Consider the following 15,977-nt stretch of genomic DNA (forward strand, 5'->3'; position numbering starts at 1 on the left):
CCAACGGCTGTGCGGCCGACCCGGGGGCGCGGGGAACCGCGCGACGAGCCACGGACGCACCCGGGACCGAAAGGCGGCCCGAGCCCGCCCGGCTCCCCTCGGGAAGCCGCCGCTACGCCGCCTTCGCCTTGCTCGCGTACATGTCGACGTACTCCTGGCCGGACAGCCGCATCACCTCGGCCATCACCGAGTCGGTCACCGCGCGCAGGACATAGCGGTCGCGGTCCATGCCCTCGTAGCGGGAGAACTCCATCGCCTCACCGAAGCGGACCGTGACCCTGCCGGGCCGGGGCAGACCCGCGCCTCCGGGCTGGAGCTTGTCCGTGCCGATCATGGCGAACGGCACCACGGGGGCGCCGGTCATCAGAGTGAGGCGGGCGATGCCGGTACGGCCCCGGTACAGCCGCCCGTCGGGGGAGCGGGTGCCCTCCGGGTAGATGCCGAAGACGTTGCCCTCCTCCAGCACCCGGCGCCCGGTCATCAGCGCCGCCACCCCGCCCCGGCCGCCGTCGCGGTCGACCGGGATCATGCCGACGCCGGTGAAGAACCACGCCATCAGCCGGCCCTTGAGACCCTTGCCGGTCACGTACTCGTCCTTGCCGATGAAGAAGACCTGACGGTCGCAGACGATCGGCAGGACGATCGAGTCGATGAACGTCAGATGGTTGCCGGCGAGGATCACGGGACCGTCGCCCGGGATGTTCTCCGCACCCTCCACCCGTGGGCGGAACATCAGGCGCATGATCGGACCGAGCACTGCCTTGATGAGTGCGAAGCGGGACAACGGACCCTCCGGTGGGGAACGGACGTCGAACGAATGCGGTATGAGTCTGTGCAGGTGAGGACATTACTCGCGGCCCGGGGGGTTGCGCACATCGGGCTCGTGGGAGTTCACCAGGGTCTTACTCACTTTTGACCCGGGTTCACCCGCGGTGGCCTGCCCGTGGGCGGCGCGCGACACGGCCGTCACGCCGTGACGCGCGTCGCCCGGGCCGGCGCGCCGCACGGGTGCCCCGGACCGGCCGGCCCAACCGGACGAGCCGTCACATCCCCGCAGGAATACGACGGGGGTACGTCATCCGCATGAGGGGCGTACGACACGCGACATCACCCGTCTGTTCGGTCCGGGGTCTCCCGCCGGTCATCCACGCCCACCTACGATCGGCCCGCACCGGACGAGCCGACACCAGGAGGACCCACTCATGGCAACGCGGGAGTCGAACGAACAGGCGGACGGAACCGGACGGCGTGCCCTCCTCGGCGCGGCCGTGCTCGGCGCCTCGGGAACGGTCCTGGGGCTGGGCGGCACGGCACGAGCGGCGGACGCCCGGCACGGCGGCGGCAGAGGGCTGAAGGGCCTGCCCGTCCCCACGATCATCGGCCACCGCGGAGCCAGCGGCTACCGGCCCGAGCACACCCTCGGCTCGTACCAGCTCGCCCTCGACATGGGCGCGGACGTCGTCGAGGCAGGCGACCTGGTACCGACCAGGGACGGTCACCTCGTCTGCCGTCACGAACCGGAGATCGGCGGCACCACGGACGTCGCCGACCACCCCGAGTTCGCCGGCCGCCGGACCACCAAGACACTGGACGGCGCCTCCGTCACCGGCTGGTTCACCGAGGACTTCACCCTCGCCGAACTGAAGCGGCTGCGCGCCGTCGAGCGCATCCCCGCCAACCGCCCGCACAACACCCTCTACAACGGCCGCTGGGAGATCCCCACCTTCGAGGAGGTGCTGCGCTGGCAGGACGAACAGACCCGCAAGCGCGGCAAGCAGGTCTGGATCTACCCCGAGACCAAGCACCCCACCTACTTCCGCGGTCTCGGACTGGGCCTGGAGGAGCGGGTCGCGGCGATCCTGCGCAAGCACGGCAAGCACCGCAGGAACTCGCCGGTCATCCTCCAGTCGTTCGAACCGACCGGCGTCCAGCGGCTCCGCGGGCTCGTGGACAACCCGCTCGTGGTCCTCCTGTCCGGTGCGAACAGCCGTCCCTGGGACTTCGTCGAGTCGGGCGACCCGCGCACCGTCGCCGATCTCGTCACGCCCGAGGGCCTGAAGGAGATCGCCTCCTACGCCCAGGGCATCGGCCCCACCCTCGACCTGGTCATCCCGCGCGACGCGGGCGGCAGGCTCACCCGGCCCACCGCGCTGGTGCGTGACGCCCACCGGGCCGGTCTGATCCTGCACCCCTACACCCTGCGCAACGAGAACCCCTTCCTGCCCGCCGACTTCCGCCGGGGCACCGACCCCGACGCCTACGGGGACGTCTTCGGCGCCTACCGGACGTACTTCGCCACCGGCATCGACGGTGTCTTCACCGACCACCCGGACACCGGGCTGCTGGCCCGCGAGGACTTCGTCAACGACTGAGGCGCCGAGCCCCCGGTGGGGGTGAACCGCGGGCCGCCCCGGGCAACCCCGCCCGGGGCGGCCGAGTCGTTGCGCGTATGACACACGAGCCGGCGTACGAACTGGTCGTCTCCCTCCGTCCGCTGCTGCGTGCGGAGGCCGCGGCCGAGGCGCCCGACTGCGGAGCCGAAGCGGGCGATCTCGAACAGGCGGTCTGGCTCCGCCTGCTGGAGCGCCTCGCCACCGACGGCCCGCCGCCCGACCCGCCGGGCTGGCTCCGCCGGGTCGTCCGCGCCGAGGCCCGCCGCGCCCGCCGTACCGCCCGCCGGGAAACGGCGCTGAGCGGCGAGCCCGCCGACACCGGCCGCCCCGGCCCCGAGGAGGTGGCCCTGGCCGCCGCCCGCCGGCGCGCCCTCCGGGACGCCGTACGGCGGCTGCCCGGCCGCTGCCCCCGGCTGATCGAGGCCCTGCTGTCCCCACGAGATCCGACATACCGGGAAATCGCAGGGGAGTTGGGTATCTCACAGGGCAGCCTCGGCCCGGAACGTTCCAGATGCCTGGGATGTCTGCGGCGTTTGCTCACACCGGAGGTTGCGGCGCGCCGAGGACGGGGATAGGAGTGGGGGACGACAGGTGATCAGGTGAGCGGGAGGCATGCGCACATGGGCATGAGCGTGACCATCTCTGCGGCGGCCGAGCAGGACGCGGAGCAGATCTTCAGGTTGCAGTACCTGTGCTTCCAGAGCGAAGCGGCGCTCTACGGCAACTACCGCATCGATCCCCTCGTCCAGACCCTCGACTCGGTGCGCGAGGAGGTCGCCGGCGACTGCGTGGTCGTCGCCCGTCTCGGCGACGAGATCGTCGGCTCGGTCCACGGCAGGATCACCGAGGACGGCGCCGCCGCGATCGGCAAGCTCTGCGTCCACCCGCGCCTCCAGGGGCACGGCATCGGCGCGCGTCTGCTGCGGGCCGCGGAGTCCGCCCTCGCCGGAGAGGGCGGCGCCAGGACGTTCCGCCTGCACGCCGGGCACCGCAGCGAGAGCAACCTGCGGCTGTACAGCAGGGTCGGCTACCAGCGGGTGGGCACGTCCCGGGGCGCGGACGGCGTACCGATGATCGTCCTGGAGAAGGACGCGGAGACCTACGCGACGACCGCCTGATCAGTCCCCGGGCCGCCGCGGCCGCGCGGCGCGCAGCCAGTACACGGCGGTCAGGGGCAGCAGCACGGGGATGAAGAGGTACCCCATCCCGTACTCCGACCACACGGTCGCGTCCGGGAAGGCGGACGGGTCCAGCAGCGTCCAGGTGCCCACGGTCAGTACGCCCACGAGCTCGGCGGCGCAGCACACCAGCGCCGCCCTGCGGGCCGTCTCCCCGCCCCGCACCAGCGTGTAGGTGATGAAGCCGTAGACCACCCCGGCCAGCGCGGACAGCGTGTAGGCGAGCGGAGCGCGGTCGAACTCGGTGGCGATCTGGTACGCCGAGCGCGACACCGCGCCGACGACCATCACCCCGTACAGCCACACCAGCAGCAGCCCGGGCCCGCCGATCAGCCGCGTGCGGTTCGGCTTCTGCTGTGTCGCGGCCATCTCAGCCTCCCCAGATGTCGAAAAGGCGCACCTCGAGCACGGCCAGCACGACACCGCTCGCGGCGACCGTCAGCGATCCCCAGCGGGAGCGCTCGCCCAGCGACAGGAAACCCGCCGCGGGGACGCACGCGAACGAGCCGAGCAGATACGCCACGAAGACGGTCGTGCCCTGTTCCGGCTTCTCGCCCTGGGCCAGTCGCACGATCCCGACGACGAGCTGCACGAGCGCCAGCAGCGTGACCACGGCCATGCCGATGAAGTGCCAGTCCTTCGTCGGCTGATCACGGTAGGCGGCCCACCCGCACCAGGCGGCGAGCGACAACGCGGCGACACCGGTCACCACCGTCAGGACATCAAGCATGGCAGCGACCCTATTACGCCGGAAAAGCCCCGCCGCGCCCGCCCCCGGGGGCGACCGCTCCGGCGTCCCGCGGCGAGCGGCCCGGCGGTCGCCGCCCGGCACGGTCCGGCCGACCCCGTAGGGTCGATGGCATGACCATTCATGCGCGCGCCCTGCTCTTCGACAACGACGGGACCCTCGTGTCCTCCCTCGAGTCCGTGAACCGGTGCTGGACGCGGTGGGCCGTCGAGTACGGCATCACGGCCGAACAGTTCGGGCGGATCGAGCTGCACGGGCGGCCGGCCGCCGAGATAGCCGCCGACCTGCTGCCCGCCGACGTCGTCCCGGAGGCCGTCGCGCGGATCGAGAACCTGGAGGTGGAGGACGTACCGGGCGGCGGGGTGCACCTGCTGCCGGGCACCCGGGACGTCCTCGACGCCCTGCCGGCCGAGCGCTGGGCCGTGGTCACCTCCGCCACCCGGCGGCTGGCCGAGGCCCGACTCGACGCCGTCGGCATCCTGCCCAAGACCCTCGTCGCCGCCGACGACATCACCCGCGGCAAGCCGGACCCCGAGCCCTACCTCCTCGCCGCCCGCGCCCTCGGCGTCGACCCGGCGCACTGCGTCGTCTTCGAGGACGCCCCGGCCGGGCTGCAGGCCGGGCGCGCCGCCGGCATGAGGACCGTGGCCTTGGCCACAACCCACCAGGCCCACGAGCTGACCGCCGACCTGGTGGTCGAGGACCTCTCGGCCCTGTCCGTGCTGGTCACGGACGGGGGAGTGGAGATCTCCGTACGCCGCTGACGTGCGGGCCCGGGTGTCTCACGACTGTCCAGCATCCGGACAGCCGGCCCGGGTAAGGACCAAACGTCTGCTTTACTGATCGCATGACCAGGACGAGCGACCGCATCCCTGCGACCGAGGCGACCATGACGCCCGGTGCTCGTTGTATGTGTCAGTGCCGAATGTGCGCCTTCTAGAGGGCCCCCGCACCATCTGAGCCTCGCGCCCCGAAGCGAGAGCCGGCTCGCGTCCGCCCGCATGCCCCGCATGCCTGACCGGGCCACGCCCCCGCGCGCACGTTTCCCCACGGTCTGCTTCGCCCTGCCCCGCGAGAGCCGTGCCGCCCGGCTGCCTTTCGACCCTGCACGCCTCGTGCCCGGCGCACACGACGCGCCGCGCACTCGACAGTGACGGATATCCACGTGATCACCACCTCGGGCCTGACGAAGGTCTACCGCTCACGCGGCCGCGAGGTCACCGCCCTGGACGGCGTCGACCTGCACGTCCGCGAAGGCGAGGTCTACGGCGTCATCGGCCAGTCCGGCGCCGGCAAGTCCTCCCTCATCCGCTGCGTCAACCTCCTGGAACGCCCCACCTCCGGCACCGTGACCGTGGCCGGCCAGGACCTCACCGCGCTCGCCGGCCGCGGCCCCCGCGCCGGCCGGGAACTGCGGCAGGCGCGCAGCCGCATCGGCATGGTCTTCCAGCACTTCAACCTGCTGTCCTCGCGCACCGTGCAGGACAACGTCGAACTGCCCCTGGAGATCCTCGGCACGTCGGGGAAGGAACGTTCCCGCAGGGCGCTGGAACTGCTCGACCTGGTGGGCCTCGCCGACAAGGCCAAGGCCTACCCCGCCCAGCTCTCCGGCGGTCAGAAGCAGCGCGTCGGCATCGCCCGCGCGCTCGCCGGCGACCCCAAGGTCCTGCTCTCCGACGAGGCCACCAGCGCCCTGGACCCCGAGACCACCCGCTCGATTCTGCAGCTCCTGCGCGACCTCAACCGCCGGCTCGGCCTCACCGTCCTGCTCATCACCCACGAGATGGACGTCGTGAAGCAGATCTGCGACTCGGCCGCCCTCATGGAGCGGGGCCGCGTCGTCGAGTCCGGAACGGTCGCCGACCTCCTGGCCACCCCCGGCTCGGAACTGGCCTCCGCCCTGTTCCCCGTCGGCGGCGAGGCCTCCGGCGACGACCGCACCGTCCTCGACGTCACCTTCCACGGCGACAGCGCGACCCAGCCGGTCATCTCCCAGCTGTCGCGCACCTACAACATCGACATATCGATCCTCGGCGCCGCCATCGACACCGTCGGCGGGCTCCAGGTCGGCCGGATGCGCATCGAACTGCCCGGCCGCTACGAGGACAACGTCGTACCCGTCGGGTTCCTGCGTGAACAGGGCCTGCAGATCGACGTCGTGAACCGGGAAGAGCCCGCGCTGGTGAAGGAGGGGGCCAAGTGACCTGGTCCGAGATGCAGCCGCTGCTCGAACAGGCGTGTGTCGAGACGCTGGTCATGGTGGGCTGGTCCACCCTGATCGCCGTCGCGGTCGGCCTTCCGCTCGGCATCCTGCTCGTCCTCACCGACCGGAACGGCCTGCTGCAGAACACCGTGGTGAGCAAGGTCCTCGGGCAGATCGTGAACGTCGGCCGCTCGATGCCGTTCATCATCCTCATGGTCGCCCTGACGAGCTTCACCCGCTGGGTCACCGGCACGTCCATCGGCAGCGAGGCAGCGATCGTGCCGCTCGCCATCAGCGGCATCCCGTTCTTCGCCCGGCTCGTGGAGACGGCCGTCCGCGAAGTGGACCACGGGCTCGTCGAGGCCGTGCAGGCCATGGGCGGCAACACCTGGACGCTCGTCCGCAAGGTGCTCGTCCCCGAATCGCTGCCCTCGCTGATCGCCAGCACCACCACCACGGTCATCGCCCTCATCGGGTACTCGGCCATGGCCGGTGCCGTGGGCGGCGGCGGCCTCGGCGACTTCGCCGTCCGCTACGGCTACCAGCGCTTCGACAGCGAACTGATGTGGATCACCGTCGCGATCCTCGCCGTGGTCATCTCGCTCATCCAGTTCGCCGGCGACCTCGCGGCCCGGGCCCTGCACCGCCGCGGCGCCCGCTCCGGCCCCGGCCCGAAGCTCCTGTTCCTCAAGGCCGCAGAGCCCGCCGCCGACGTCGGCAAGGTCGCGTAACGCCCCGCCCCAGACTCCCCGCACCCCGGGGCCGCACCACCGCACCACCGCACCACCACCAAGGAAAGGCACTTTTCGTGCGTAACACCGCCAAGATCACCACCGCCGTCCTCGCCGCCGGAGCCCTCACCCTCGGGCTCACCGCCTGCGGCTCCGGGAAGGACGCCGCCTCCGACACCTCCGGCCCGCTGATCGTCGCCGCGAGCCCCGTGCCGCACGCCGAGATCCTCACCTTCGTCAAGGACAACCTGGCTCAGAAGGCCGGCCTCGACCTCGAGGTCAAGGAGTTCACCGACTACGTCACCCCGAACACGGCCACCGAGGACGGCTCCGTGGGCGCCAACTTCTTCCAGACCCAGCCGTACCTCGACGACTTCAACAAGAAGAACGGCACCCACATCGTGTCCGTCGTCGACGTGCACCTGGAGCCGCTCGGCCTCTACTCCAACAAGGTGGGCAAGGCCGAACAGCTGAAGAAGGGGGCGACCGTCGCGATCCCCAACGACACGGTCAACGAGGGCCGCGCCCTGCAGCTGCTCGCCGCCAACGGGCTGATCACCCTCAAGGACGGCGTCGGCACCGCCGCGACCCCCGCCGACATCACCAAGAACCCCAAGGACCTCACCTTCAAGGAGCTCGAGGCGGCCCAGACGCCCCGCTCCCTCGAGGACGTCGACGCGGCGGTCGTGAACGGCAACTACGCCATCGAGGCCGACCTCAAGCCCGCTGAGGACGCCCTCGTCCTGGAGGCCGCCAAGGGCAACCCGAACAGCAACCTCCTCGCGGTCAAGGAGGGCCAGGAGGACGACCCGCGCGTGAAGAAGCTCGCCGAGCTCCTCACCTCCCCCGAGGTGAAGAAGTTCATCGAGGACAAGTACGCCGGTTCCGTCCTCGCGTCCTTCTGACCGGACCGTCCGCCGGCCACGGGGTCCAGTCCTTTTCCGGGAGTGGACCCCGTGGTGCGGCTGAGTCCTTTCATGCTGCATGCTGGGCAGTTCAGCAGCACCCGACGGTCTCTCAGGTAACGGAGCGGCGCATGACGAGCACCTTCCCCGACATCTCCATCAGCACGGAGCGGTTGGTGCTGCGTTCTCTCGACACGGACGACGTCCCCGCCCTGGCCGCCATGATGAACGACGAGCAGGTCGCCGCCTGGACCTCCGTCCCCCAGCCCTTCACCGAGCAGGCCGCCCGCACCTGGATCACGGAGTACGCCCCCGCCGAGCGCGCGGCCGGCCGCGGCCTCGACCTCGCCGTCACCGAGTTCCTCACCCAGCGTCCGGTCGGTGTCATCCAGCTCGGCAGGACCAACTGGCGCGTGCGGTCCGCGGAGCTCTCGTACATCATCGCCCCCTGGGCGCGCGGCGAGGGCTACGCCTCGGAGGCGGCGCTCGCCACCGCCCAGTGGCTCTTCGGCGATCAGAAGTTCGAACGGATCGAACTGCGCACCGCCGCCGGCAACACCGCCTCCCAGCAGGTCGCCCAGAAGATCGGCTGCATCAGCGAGGGCGTGCTGCGCAACGCCTGCATAGCCCGCGTCCGCACCGAGGACGGCGGCTGGAGCGACGTGCGGACCGACTACATCGTGTGGAGCCTGCTCCCCGAGGACATCGAGGGCGCGGACGGCCAACTGGCCGACAGCAACGGCTTCACCGGCTACACCGACTGGAACTGACCTCCGGGGAACGCGCTGCCGGTGCCACCGGCGCAGCGGTCCACGGCCGCACCGGGTAGTCTCAGCAGACCCGCCCCACGGCGGAACAGCCGACGACGACCTGCGCAAACCCCAGGAGACTGACGACGATGGCCGACCGGGTCACGGTGATCGGCTGGGACGGTTCGCCGCTGACCGACGCGGCACGCGCCGCGCTGGGCGCCGCCACGCTGGTGGCCGGAGCCGCCCACCACCTGGCGCTCCCCGAAGTGCCCGCCGGCGCCGAACGCGTCCGGCTCGGGTCCGTCGCCCTCGCCGCCCGCCGCATCGCCGCCCACCGCGGCACGGCGGTCGTGCTCGCCGACGGCGACCCCGGCTTCTTCGGCGTCGTACGCACCCTGCGCGCACCGGAGTTCGGCCTGGAGGTCGAGGTCGTGCCCGCCGTCTCCTCCGTCGCCTCCGCCTTCGCCCGCGCCGGCATGCCCTGGGACGACGCCCACGTGGTCGTCGCACACCCGCGAACGCTGCGCCGCGCGGTGAATGTGTGCCGCGCCCACACCAAAGTGGCGGTTCTGACCTCACCCGGCGCCGGTCCCGCCGAACTCGGCCTGCTGATGGAGGGCATCCACCGCACCTTCGTCATCTGCGAGGAACTCGGCACCCCGGGCGAGCAGATCAGCGTGGTGACCTCCGACAAGGCCGCCGACCACACCTGGCGCGACCCCAATGTCGTCATCGTCATCGGCGGCCCCGTGGGCGCCGCCGAGTCCGGCGGCTGGATCGCCGGACGCGACCCCTCGGGCGGTCCGCGCGGCTGGTCGCTGCCCGCCGGGGAGTACGGCGGTGAACTCGGCGAAGGGGAACGGGAGCCCCTGCGCACCTCGCAACTCGCCCGGCTGGGACCGCGTCTCGGCGACCTGGTCTGGGACATCGGCTGCGGCAGCGGTGCCTTCGCCACCGACGCCGCCCGGGCCGGCGCCGCCGTCATCGCCGTCGACAGCGACTCGCGGGCCTGCGCCCGCACCGACGCCGCCGCCCGCCGGCACGGGGTGCAGCTCCAGATCGTCCACGGCACCGCTCCGCACGCGCTGGAGAACCTCCCCGAGCCGGACGTCGTCCGCGTCGGCGGCGGGGGAGCGGCCGTCGTCTCCGCGGTCGCCGACCGCCGTCCGCAGCGCATCGTCGCGCACGCCGCCACCCGTGACGCGGCCGAACTCATCGGCCGGGACCTGGCGGAACACGGCTACGAGGTCGAGTGCGCCCTGCTGCAGTCCGTCGAACTCGACACCAGGGCCTGGACGGAGAAGGAGCGGAGCGTCGCCTTCCTGCTCAGCGGGGTGCTGCCCGCGCGCGGCAACTGATCCGATTGCCGTCCCCGTGATCGGGTTGTCGTACCGGGCCGGGTAGGCTGGCCGATCGTTGTACCGCACCGGACACCCGACGCTTCGTCGGTCAATGTCCGGAAAACGCGCCCGTTTTAGGGTGGGTCGTGGTACGGCAGGAACCGGAGGACGCGCAACGTGGCGCAGTCCACAGCGGAACCGTCGCCGATCAAGCTGACGCGACGGCGGTGCGGCCGCGACAATGCCAGTGAATGGCTTTGTCGCCTTTTTCGGGCGGGCCGTTCGTGCCGCTGGGGACGCACGCTCGTTCTTCAGTGTGGGGCGGTCGGTGCGCCGTTCCGGGTGAGCTGGTCGTAGGAGCACTAACCGATGGGGCGAGGGGTACGCATGACCGACACCGGCCAGGTCCCGGGCGAGGGACTGCCGGAGAACGCAGGCATGGTGGAGCAGCCGGGCGTCTCCGCGCCCGACGCGTACACCTACCTCTCCGACACTCCCGCCGAGGACGAAGACCTGTTGCTGCCCGGCGCCCAGGGCGCCTGGGGCAACGAGATCGCTCCGCCCCCGCCCGAGCCGGTCGTCGAGACCGTGCACGAACCGGGCCCGCACGAGATGTCCGGCCGTGACAGCGGCTCGGTCGACCTCAGCGGTGTCCGGCTCCCCGATCCCGCCCAGCCCCGGACGGCACCCGTCGCGCCGCGCCGACCGCTGCACCTCGGCCCGCCCATTCCGGACGTCTCCGCGAGTCCGGTCCGCTCCCTCGCCGACCGCGGCCCCGCCGACCTGCCGGCCCGCCACGCGGGCCCGCCGACCCTGGGCCCCGAGTACCTCGACGTCCCGCGCGCGCGGGAGGCGGCGGCCCCGCAGGCCGCGGCGCCCTGGGGCGCGCAGGCCACGGTGGGCGCGGGGGCGCAGGCTGCCGAAACGGCTGCCCCGGCGGCGGAGCCGCCGGCCGCGGCCCGGGCGGTCGTCACCCGCGTCGCCACGGAGGCGGTCGCGGCGCAGGACACGGAGGGTGCGGGCGTCGGGGGCGCCGAGTCCGTGGCGCGGTACGCGCAGACGGCCGAGGCGCCGCCGGCCGCGGTGCCGGAGCACGTGCTCGCGGAGGAGCAGTCCGCGTCCGTCCAGGCCGCCCCGGAACCGGTCTCCGTGAGCGTGCCGTCCGCGGAGGCCCCGGTCGCCGCGTACGCGGGCGGTACCGAGGGCACGCAGGCCGCCGAGGCACCGGGCGCGGGGGCCGTGGCCCCGGAGCACGTGCCCGAGCCGGAGGCCGCCCCTGCCGACGCTCCGGGTGTGGTCCCCGACGCGTCGGAGCACCCCCGGGTGCCCGAGGCGCAGGGGACCGGCCAGGTGACGGAACCCGTGGCCGCAAGAACGGCTCCCGCCGAACCGCCCCGGGCCGCCGAGACCCCGGTCGAGGGGGCCCCGATGCCGGGTGCGGAGGCCGAGACGCCGGGTGCGGAGGCCGAGGTGCCGGGTGCGGAGGCCGAGGTGCCGGGTGCGGAGGCCGAGACGCCGGGTGCGGAGGCCGAGGTGCCGGGTGGCGTTGTCCCGACGCCGGGCGCGGAGGCCGAGGTGCCGGGCGAGGCGCTCCCCACGCCGGGTGCCGAGGCCGAGGTGGCGGACATCGCCCAGGTGTCCGAGGAGCCCGGCGCCGCCTCCACGCCGGGTGCCGAGGCCGCCGCCGTGGCGGAGCACGCCGCCCAGGACCCGGAGGCTTCCCACGCCGTCGCCGGGCCCGGGACCGCCCCGTTGGCGGAGGAGCCCCCCGCCGCCCAGGCACCGGACGCGGAGAACACCGCGCCGGACGGCACCCAGGTGCCGCGGCACCCGCAGGTCCCCGAGGTGCCGCAGACCGTCGAGGTCCCCGGCGGCCAGGACGCCGCGCCGGAGTACGCCCCGGCCGACGACGTGCCGCAGGCACCTGCCGTCGTGGCCGCTCCGTCGCCGGACACCACCGTGCCGCAGCCCGCCCACGTGCCCCCGGCGGGAGCGCCCGCGCTCCCCGAGGCTCCCGTCACCGGAGCGGACGCGACACCTTCCGCCGCCCCCGAGCCCGCACCCGAGCCGGTCCCCGAGCCGACGGCCGGGGACGACGCGGCTCCGACCACCCCGGAGCCCGTCGCGACCGTCCCCGCCACCACCGGTGACGAGGCCGTCGCCGGGCCCTCCGCCGAGGCGCCCGCGCACCCCGCCCCCGCCGCGCACGGCCAGGACGCACCCCCCGCCCCCGACGGTGGGGTGGCCGCCACCACACCGCCCCCGGCACCCGCCGACGACGCGAGCCCCGTCCAGGACCCCCGGCAGACCCCTGTCACCCCCCTCCCCGGCACCGTGCCCCTCGCGCCAGGGGCGGACCAGCCTCTCGGCCGGTTCGTCCCCGTGGACGGCACCGTGCCCACCGCCCCGCGGCTCGCGCCCACCCCGCCGCAGGGCGTGACCGTCCCCGCGGACGGGCCCCACGAGGCGGTGGCCGAGGCCGTCCCGGCGACGCCCGACCCCGAACCCGCCCAGGACCCGAACGACCTGGACACCCAGGGCGCCGGCGTGGAGCCGGAAGAGGGAGCGGCCCGGTCGACCGGTCCGGCCGCCCCCGGCTACGACGACGCCGAGCGCGAGGCCGTGCTGAAGGTCATGCGCGAGCGCCGGGACATCCGCAACGGCTTCCGCAGCGACCCCATCCCGCACGAGGTGCTGCTCCGTGTCCTGGAGGCCGCCCACACCGCGCCCTCCGTCGGCCACTCGCAGCCCTGGGACTTCGTCGTCATCCGCTCCGCCGAGACCCGGCGCGCGATGCACGAACTGGCCATGCGCCAGCGGGACGCCTACGCCAAGTCCCTGCCCAAGGGCCGGGCGAAGCAGTTCAAGGAAATGAAGATCGAGGCCATCCTCGACACTCCCGTCAACATCGTCGTCACCGCCGACCCCACCCGCGGCGGGCGGCACACCCTCGGCCGGCACACCCAGCCGCAGATGGCGCCGTACTCCTCCGCGCTCGCCGTGGAGAACCTCTGGCTCGCCGCCCGCGCCGAGGGCCTCGGCGTCGGCTGGGTCAGCTTCTTCGACGAGCGCGAGATGGTGCGGGCGCTGGAACTGCCCGAGCACCTGGAGGTAGTCGCCTACCTGTGCGTCGGCTACGTCGACGAGTTCCCGGCCGAACCCGAGCTGATGCAGGCCGGCTGGTCCAAGCGACGGCCCCTGTCCTGGGTCGTGCACGAGGAGACGTACGGCCGTCGCGCCCTGCCCGGAGAGGATCCCCACGACCTGCTCGCCGAGACCGTCGCACAGATCCGCCCGCTGGACGCCAAGGCGCTGGGCGAGGCGTGGGAGCGCCAGAAGCGGATGACCAAGCCGGCCGGCGCGCTCGGCATGCTGGAGATCATCTCCGCCCAGTTGTCCGGCCTGTCCCGCCAGTGCCCGCCGCCCGTGCCGGAGCCCGCGGCCGTCGCGATCTTCGCCGGCGACCACGGGGTGCATGCCCAGGGCGTCACCCCCTGGCCGCAGGAGGTCACCGCCCAGATGGTGGCCAACTTCCTCGGCGGGGGAGCGGTCTGCAACGCCTTCGCCGCACAGGTGGGCGCCGAGGTCTGCGTCGTCGACGTGGGTGTCTCCTCCGACCTGCCGGCGACGCCCGGTCTGCTGCCGCGCAAGATCCGCGCAGGGACCTCGGACATGACCACCGGCCCCGCGATGACCCGCGAGGAGGCCAAGCAGGCCGTCGAGGTCGGCATCGAGACCGCCCGGGACCTGGTGGCGGCCGGCAACAAGGCGCTCCTCACCGGCGAGATGGGCATCGCGAACACCACCGCGTCCGCCGCCCTCATCTCCGTCTTCACCGGCGCCGACCCGGCCGAGGTCACCGGCCGGGGCACCGGCATCAACGACGAGACCCTCGCCCGCAAGACCGAGGTCGTGCGCCGCGCCCTCGAACTCCACCAGCCGGACCCGGCCGACCCCCTCGGCGTCCTCGCAGCCGTCGGCGGCTTCGAGCACGCGGCCATGGTCGGCCTGCTCCTCGGCGGGGCGTCGCTGCGTACGCCGGTGATCCTCGACGGCGTCAGCGCCGGCGCGGCCGCCCTGGTGGCCCGGGCGATCGCCCCCGAGGCCCTGGCCGCCTGCATCGCGGGCCACCGCAGCGCCGAACCCGGTCACGTGGCCGCCCTCAACAAGCTGGGCCTGCGCCCCCTGGTCGACCTCGACCTCCGCCTCGGCGAGGGTACGGGCGCGCTGCTGGCGCTCCCGCTGGTCCAGAGCACGGCCCGAGCCATGCACGAGGTGGCGACCTTCGACTCGGCGGGGGTCACGGAGAAGTAGGGCGTCCGTTCGGCACGGCGGCGGTCGCGACCGTGCCGGGTGCGGGTCATGGGCGCTGCCGCCCAGGACCCGCACCCGACGTCCCTTCCCACCCACCGGACACCGGATCCGCCCGAACCGCCGCCACCGTAAAATCCGCACGTCAGGGCCACCGCACGCCGTAAGAGGAGCCGTACCCTCATGGCCGAACACCCCGCCTACCCCGTAGGCCTCCGCCTCACCGGCCGCCGCGTGGTCGTCCTCGGCGGCGGCCAGGTCGCCCAGCGCCGCCTCCCCGCCCTCATCGCCGCCGGCGCCGACGTCCACCTCGTGTCCCCCGGGGCCACTCCCTCCGTGGAGGCCATGGCGGACGCCGGCGAGATCACCTGGCACCGGCGCCCCTACGCCGAGGGAGACCTCGCGGCCGCCTGGTACGCCCTCATCGCCACCAGCGACAGCGAGGCGAACACCCGCGCCTCCGCCGAGGCGGAGGCGCACCGCGTGTGGTGCGTCCGTTCGGACGACGCCGACGCGGCCACGGCGTGGACCCCGGCCACGGGATCCAGCGAGGGCGTCACGGTGGCCGTCCTCACCACGGAGGCACGCGACCGCGACCCCCGCCGCACCGCGGCCATCCGCGACGCCGTGGTCGAGGGCCTGCGCGACGGCACCCTGGTCGCCCCGCACCACCGCACCCGCACCCCGGGTGTGGCCCTCGTCGGGGGCGGCCCCGGCGATCCGGACCTCATCACCGTGCGCGGACGCCGGCTGCTCGCGGAGGCCGACGTCGTCATCGCCGACCGGCTCGGCCCGCGCGATCTGCTCGCCGAACTCCCGCCGCACGTCGAGGTGATAGACGCGGCGAAGATCCCCTACGGTCGTTTCATGGCCCAGGAGGCCATCAACAACGCGCTCGTCGAACACGCCCGCAGGGGCAAGTCGGTGGTCCGGCTCAAGGGCGGCGACCCGTACGTCTTCGGCCGCGGCATGGAGGAACTCCACGCGCTCGCCGAGGCGGGCATCCCCTGCACCGTCGTCCCCGGTATCTCCAGCTCCATCTCGGTGCCGGGCGCGGCCGGCATCCCCGTCACCCACCGCGGTGTGGCGCACGAGTTCACCGTGGTCAGCGGCCATGTCGCCCCCGACGACGCGCGCTCCCTGGTCGACTGGCCGTCCCTGGCGAAGCTGACCGGCACCCTCGTCGTCCTCATGGGCGTCGACAAGATCGGCCGCATCGCCGAGACCCTGGTGGCGCACGGCAAGTCCCCCGACACCCCCGTCGCCCTGGTCCAGGAGGGCACCACGGCCGCCCAGCGCCGCGTCGACGCCACCCTCGCCACGGTCGCCGAGACCGTCGTCGCGCAGGAGGTCAAGCCGCCGGCCGTCATCGTCATCGGCGAGGTCGTCGGCGTGGGCCGCAACGGGACGGCCTGA

At 73.3% G+C, this 15,977-nt stretch carries 14 protein-coding genes; 11 read left to right on the forward strand and 3 right to left on the reverse strand.

From position 1 onward, the window contains the following. Positions 1 to 112: 112 nt before the first annotated feature. Complete coding sequence (locus BU52_RS12095; RefSeq protein ID WP_037932466.1) at positions 113 to 784, reverse strand: lysophospholipid acyltransferase family protein; 672 nt, start codon at positions 782 to 784, stop codon at positions 113 to 115. A gap of 418 nt (positions 785 to 1,202) precedes the next feature. Between BU52_RS12095 and BU52_RS12100 the strand changes: the two genes are divergently transcribed. The 3 genes from BU52_RS12100 to BU52_RS12110 all read left to right on the forward strand — a co-directional run bounded on the left by BU52_RS12100 (position 1,203) and on the right by BU52_RS12110 (position 3,511). After that, positions 1,203 to 2,372, forward strand: a complete 1,170-nt coding sequence (locus BU52_RS12100) for a glycerophosphodiester phosphodiesterase (RefSeq protein ID WP_037932468.1) — start codon at positions 1,203 to 1,205, stop codon at positions 2,370 to 2,372. 77 nt (positions 2,373 to 2,449) lie between these two features. Continuing rightward, the gene (locus BU52_RS12105; RefSeq protein WP_037932470.1) at positions 2,450 to 2,968 is read left to right on the forward strand and encodes a sigma-70 family RNA polymerase sigma factor; all 519 of its coding nucleotides are present in this window, start codon (positions 2,450 to 2,452) and stop codon (positions 2,966 to 2,968) included. A gap of 45 nt (positions 2,969 to 3,013) precedes the next feature. Then, a complete protein-coding gene (locus BU52_RS12110) occupies positions 3,014 to 3,511 on the forward strand; it encodes a GNAT family N-acetyltransferase (protein ID WP_037932472.1) in 498 nt (165 codons plus the stop codon). Here the strand turns inward: BU52_RS12110 and BU52_RS12115 are convergent, their stop codons facing one another. Together BU52_RS12115 and BU52_RS12120 are read right to left on the reverse strand one after the other, a co-directional pair. Next, positions 3,512 to 3,940: a hypothetical protein gene (locus BU52_RS12115; RefSeq protein WP_037932474.1), complete on the reverse strand. Its 429-nt coding sequence runs from the start codon at positions 3,938 to 3,940 to the stop codon at positions 3,512 to 3,514. It lies immediately after the preceding gene. A 1-nt stretch (position 3,941) separates the two neighbouring features. Continuing rightward, complete coding sequence (locus tag BU52_RS12120) at positions 3,942 to 4,301, reverse strand: hypothetical protein (RefSeq protein ID WP_037932475.1); 360 nt, start codon at positions 4,299 to 4,301, stop codon at positions 3,942 to 3,944. 131 nt (positions 4,302 to 4,432) lie between these two features. On the opposite strand from BU52_RS12120, the gene BU52_RS12125 reads away from it, so the two are divergent. The 8 genes from BU52_RS12125 (at position 4,433) to cobA (ending at position 15,977) form a co-directional block, all read left to right on the forward strand. Beyond that, positions 4,433 to 5,083 (forward strand): HAD family hydrolase, encoded by a 651-nt coding sequence (locus BU52_RS12125; RefSeq protein WP_037932477.1) that lies wholly within the window; start codon positions 4,433 to 4,435, stop codon positions 5,081 to 5,083. A 401-nt stretch (positions 5,084 to 5,484) separates the two neighbouring features. Next, a complete protein-coding gene (locus tag BU52_RS12130) occupies positions 5,485 to 6,522 on the forward strand; it encodes a methionine ABC transporter ATP-binding protein (protein ID WP_037932479.1) in 1,038 nt (345 codons plus the stop codon). Continuing rightward, a complete protein-coding gene (locus tag BU52_RS12135) occupies positions 6,519 to 7,253 on the forward strand; it encodes a methionine ABC transporter permease (RefSeq protein ID WP_037932481.1) in 735 nt (244 codons plus the stop codon). The genes BU52_RS12130 and BU52_RS12135 overlap by 4 nt, the downstream gene beginning before the upstream one ends. A 77-nt stretch (positions 7,254 to 7,330) precedes the next feature. Then, the gene (locus BU52_RS12140; protein ID WP_037932483.1) at positions 7,331 to 8,158 is read left to right on the forward strand and encodes a MetQ/NlpA family ABC transporter substrate-binding protein; all 828 of its coding nucleotides are present in this window, start codon (positions 7,331 to 7,333) and stop codon (positions 8,156 to 8,158) included. 131 nt (positions 8,159 to 8,289) lie between these two features. Then, positions 8,290 to 8,928 carry a GNAT family N-acetyltransferase gene (locus tag BU52_RS12145; RefSeq protein WP_037932485.1) on the forward strand — a complete coding sequence of 213 codons (639 nt, stop codon included), beginning with the start codon at positions 8,290 to 8,292 and terminating at the stop codon, positions 8,926 to 8,928. 128 nt (positions 8,929 to 9,056) lie between these two features. Next, entirely contained in the window at positions 9,057 to 10,268 is a 1,212-nt protein-coding gene (cbiE, locus tag BU52_RS12150; protein WP_037932487.1) for a precorrin-6y C5,15-methyltransferase (decarboxylating) subunit CbiE, read from the forward strand. A gap of 369 nt (positions 10,269 to 10,637) precedes the next feature. Beyond that, complete coding sequence (gene cobT / locus BU52_RS12155) at positions 10,638 to 14,564, forward strand: nicotinate-nucleotide--dimethylbenzimidazole phosphoribosyltransferase (RefSeq protein ID WP_037932489.1); 3,927 nt, start codon at positions 10,638 to 10,640, stop codon at positions 14,562 to 14,564. Positions 14,565 to 14,744: 180 nt separating this feature from the next. After that, positions 14,745 to 15,977, forward strand: coding sequence for a uroporphyrinogen-III C-methyltransferase (gene cobA / locus BU52_RS12160; protein WP_037932491.1), 1,233 nt, complete (start codon positions 14,745 to 14,747; stop codon positions 15,975 to 15,977).

This window comes from Streptomyces toyocaensis (genome assembly GCF_000725125.1).
Lineage (GTDB): Bacteria > Actinomycetota > Actinomycetes > Streptomycetales > Streptomycetaceae > Streptomyces > Streptomyces toyocaensis.

Excerpts from the sequence above, each read along its gene's own strand:
- BU52_RS12100 (WP_037932468.1), top strand. The coding sequence starts at position 1,203 with ATGGCAACGCGGGAGTCGAACGAACAGGCGGACGGAACCGGACGGCGT.
- BU52_RS12105 (WP_037932470.1), top strand. The coding sequence starts at position 2,450 with ATGACACACGAGCCGGCGTACGAACTGGTCGTCTCCCTCCGTCCGCTG.
- BU52_RS12110 (WP_037932472.1), top strand. The coding sequence starts at position 3,014 with ATGGGCATGAGCGTGACCATCTCTGCGGCGGCCGAGCAGGACGCGGAG.
- BU52_RS12115 (WP_037932474.1), bottom strand. The coding sequence starts at position 3,940 with ATGGCCGCGACACAGCAGAAGCCGAACCGCACGCGGCTGATCGGCGGG.
- BU52_RS12120 (WP_037932475.1), bottom strand. The coding sequence starts at position 4,301 with ATGCTTGATGTCCTGACGGTGGTGACCGGTGTCGCCGCGTTGTCGCTC.
- BU52_RS12125 (WP_037932477.1), top strand. The coding sequence starts at position 4,433 with ATGACCATTCATGCGCGCGCCCTGCTCTTCGACAACGACGGGACCCTC.
- BU52_RS12145 (WP_037932485.1), top strand. The coding sequence starts at position 8,290 with ATGACGAGCACCTTCCCCGACATCTCCATCAGCACGGAGCGGTTGGTG.
- cbiE (WP_037932487.1), top strand. The coding sequence starts at position 9,057 with ATGGCCGACCGGGTCACGGTGATCGGCTGGGACGGTTCGCCGCTGACC.
- cobT (WP_037932489.1), top strand. The coding sequence starts at position 10,638 with ATGACCGACACCGGCCAGGTCCCGGGCGAGGGACTGCCGGAGAACGCA.
- cobA (WP_037932491.1), top strand. The coding sequence starts at position 14,745 with ATGGCCGAACACCCCGCCTACCCCGTAGGCCTCCGCCTCACCGGCCGC.